Raw genomic sequence first — 2,863 nt, forward strand, 5'->3', positions numbered from 1 at the left:
TCTCGCCGTCGTCAAAGCGGACGCATACGGGCACGGGCGCGCCGAGGTCGCCCGCGCCCTCGCACCCGGGGCGGACTATCTCGGGGCGGCCCAGCTCGGCGAAGCGCTCGCGCTCAGGGGAGAGGTCGGCCCCGGGCCCCGCATACTCACGTGGATCTTCGCCCCCGGAGCGCCCCTCGCCCGGGCGCTGCGAGCAGACGTCGAACTGTCCGCAGGCGCCTTCTGGGCGATCGACGAGATCGCCCAAGCGGCGAGGGAAACGGGCACGACGGCCAAGGTCCACCTCAAAGTCGACACGGGCATGGCCCGCGGCGGATTCAACGTCGCCGACGTCGCCGAGGCATCCCGCAGGCTCAGGGCGCTTCAGGCCGACGGGTTGGTGTCCGTCGTCGGATTGTGGAGCCACCTCGCCCGGGCCGACGAGCCTGAATCCGGGGCCACCGAGAGGCAGGTAGAACGTTTCGAGCAGGCCAGGGCCGCCGCGCGCTCAGAAGGAATCGAACCGGAGATTCTTCACCTCGCCGCCTCCGGCGGCGCTCTGTGGCATCCGGCTGCGAGGTACGACATGGTCAGGCCGGGCATCGTCCTGTACGGGCTTTCCCCCAATCCGGAGGTGGCGACCGCGCGCGACCTCGGCCTGACGCCCGCGATGGAGCTTTCTGCGAGCCTCGTCCTCCAACGCCGCGTCCCCGCGCATACGCCGATCTCATATGGGCACACCGAGAAAACAGAGGCGGCGACGCGCTTGGGCGTTGTGCCCCTGGGCTACGGCGACGGGATCCCCCGCGCCGCGTCCGGCGCCGCCCCCGTCAGCGTCGGCGGGGTCCGCACCCGCATACGCGGGCGAGTGTGCATGGACCAATTCGTCGTCGACGTTCCCGAAGCGGCCGCGGCGGGCGACACGGCTTTCCTGTTCGGGGCGGGAGACCTGCCGAGCGCGGACGAGTGGGCGCAGGCCTGTGGAACGATCGGGTACGAGATTGTCACCCGCCTTGGGGCGAGGGTTCCGCGACGCTATCATGGGTGACGCTATGGAAGAACTGATTATCGACGACGCCGATGCCATGCACGCCTTCGGCGTTCGTCTCGGCTCGCTTCTGGCCGCGGGCGACCTCGTCATGCTCGACGGCCCGCTGGGCGCGGGCAAGACGACGATGACCCGAGGGATAGCCGAGGGCATGGGGGTGGCGGGGCGAGTCGCGTCGCCGACTTTCGTCATCGCCAATGTCCACAGGTCGCTTGGCGACGGGCCCGACCTGGTTCACGTCGATGCGTACAGGCTCGAGTCGCTCGACGAAGTCGACGCCCTCGACTTGGACGCCTCCCTCGACGCGTCCGCGACCGTCGTCGAATGGGGTGAAGGGAAAGTCGAGGTGCTCACGCCGGACCGCCTGACGATCAAGGTCGCCCGGCCGACGGGCGGGGAGGAGATCGCAGCCGACTGCCCGCGAAAACTGACTTTCGAAGCCACAGGCGAGCGATCCGGCGAAATTCTTCGAGGGCTCGAGGCCTGTCGGTGAAAAGGACTCTGCAGGCGGCGATCGCCGCCGCGGCCATTGCCGCAGCCCCCGCAACGGCCTTCGGCACTCCGGCTTTCGCGACGGACTCGGACTCTTCCACCGCGATGAGCTGGTTCAGCCGCTCCGCCGAAGACGCCGCCAGAAGCAAAGCAGGCGACACGTTCGGCTCACGGTACGACGTCAAGGTCGGCGCGCCGACGCACGCCTCCGTTTTCGCGGGCGACAAAGACAATCTGCGAGTGACCGACTCCGACTACTGGGCGGCGCCCGTCAAATCTGGAGACAAAGTGCTCGGCACAATCGCGGTCAAGGTGACTGACGGCAAAGTTGGAACTCCGATATTCACGGCCGAAGAGACCTTTGGAAAAGAGCTCGCCAACAGGACTCCCAACACGACCGTCGTCGTCGATCCCCTCACTCAAGGCTGGTTTCTTCTGACGCAAGACGGCCACGTGCGGCCGCTCGACCCGCGCGCCCGGAAAGTGGTCGCCGGCCAGCTGACGCTCAGAGAGTTCGCCTCGGTGCGCGACTCCCTTCGGGACGCGGCGTCCGGGCATTCCTCCGGCGCGGCGAAGAAGGCCTCCCGGCGCCACGGCGATTCGACGGCGCTCAAGATCGTCGTCGCCGGTTTGATCCTGCTTTTCGGAGCCCTCGGTGCGGCGGTGTGGATTCGCCGCGCCGTCGTCAAACGGCGGACGGGCTCCTCGGAGACTGTCGGCGGAGGGCACGGCGCCGGCCCGAGCGCAGGCGGGCGTTCCTCGCGGGAGGGCTCGCGCGCCCCGGCGTCCAGCCGATCGGAGAAATCGAGCGACGGTTCGAGGACCATCCGCTTTGACACCGGCGAAATCGTGAGGGTCTACGAGATGCCGCCCAGCCGGGGCGAAGGAAGGGACGGAGGAGAACGTTGAGAATACTGACTGTCGACACCTCGGATCGGTCGATCGTCGGCGTGGTCGAGGCGGGGGCGACGCTTGAGGAGATCGCGTGTGAGCGCTCCGCGGACGTGCGCCGCCACGCGGAGAGCCTGGCTCCGATGGTCGAGAGGGCGACGGGCGGGAACCGCCCGGACATGATCGTCGCGGGAACCGGACCGGCCGCCTTCACCGGGCTGCGCGCCGGGCTCGTGACGGCCCGCGCTCTCGCGCGCGCCTGGGACGTCCCGCTCTACGGCGTCTCTTCTCTGGAGGCGCTGGCGCTCGGCGGCGCGATGCGAGGACTGGACGACATTCTCGCCGTCATCGACGCGAGGAGGCGCGAGCTCTTCGTCTTACGGGCCCGCAGGCTCGGCCCCGACGACGTCGCCGAGCCGCTCGGCCAGTACCGGGTTCCAGGACTGGGCGAGC

Annotated in this window: 4 protein-coding genes; all 4 read left to right on the forward strand. The window is 69.1% G+C overall.

Features of this window, described 5'->3' with window-relative positions; translation table 11 throughout:
• Positions 1-1,027, forward strand: a 1,027-nt coding sequence (alr, locus tag ACO48X_RS10325; protein ID WP_485002006.1) for an alanine racemase, incomplete at its 5' end; no start/stop codon positions are given.
• 4 nt (positions 1,028-1,031) lie between these two features.
• On the forward strand, positions 1,032-1,520 hold the full coding sequence (gene tsaE / locus ACO48X_RS10330) for a tRNA (adenosine(37)-N6)-threonylcarbamoyltransferase complex ATPase subunit type 1 TsaE (protein ID WP_485002007.1): 489 nt from the start codon (positions 1,032-1,034) through the stop codon (positions 1,518-1,520).
• Positions 1,517-2,428 carry a hypothetical protein gene (locus ACO48X_RS10335; protein WP_485002008.1) on the forward strand — a complete coding sequence of 304 codons (912 nt, stop codon included), beginning with the start codon at positions 1,517-1,519 and terminating at the stop codon, positions 2,426-2,428. Before tsaE ends, ACO48X_RS10335 begins: the two co-directional genes overlap by 4 nt.
• On the forward strand, positions 2,425-2,863 hold a 439-nt coding region (gene tsaB / locus ACO48X_RS10340), incomplete at its 3' end, for a tRNA (adenosine(37)-N6)-threonylcarbamoyltransferase complex dimerization subunit type 1 TsaB (protein ID WP_485002009.1). The genes ACO48X_RS10335 and tsaB, both read left to right, overlap by 4 nt.

Source organism: Peptidiphaga sp. (genome assembly GCF_057238965.1).

What these genes read in the sequence shown, in the direction of transcription:
- tsaE (WP_485002007.1), top strand. Translation starts at nt 1,032, where the DNA reads ATGGAAGAACTGATTATCGACGACGCCGATGCCATGCACGCCTTCGGC.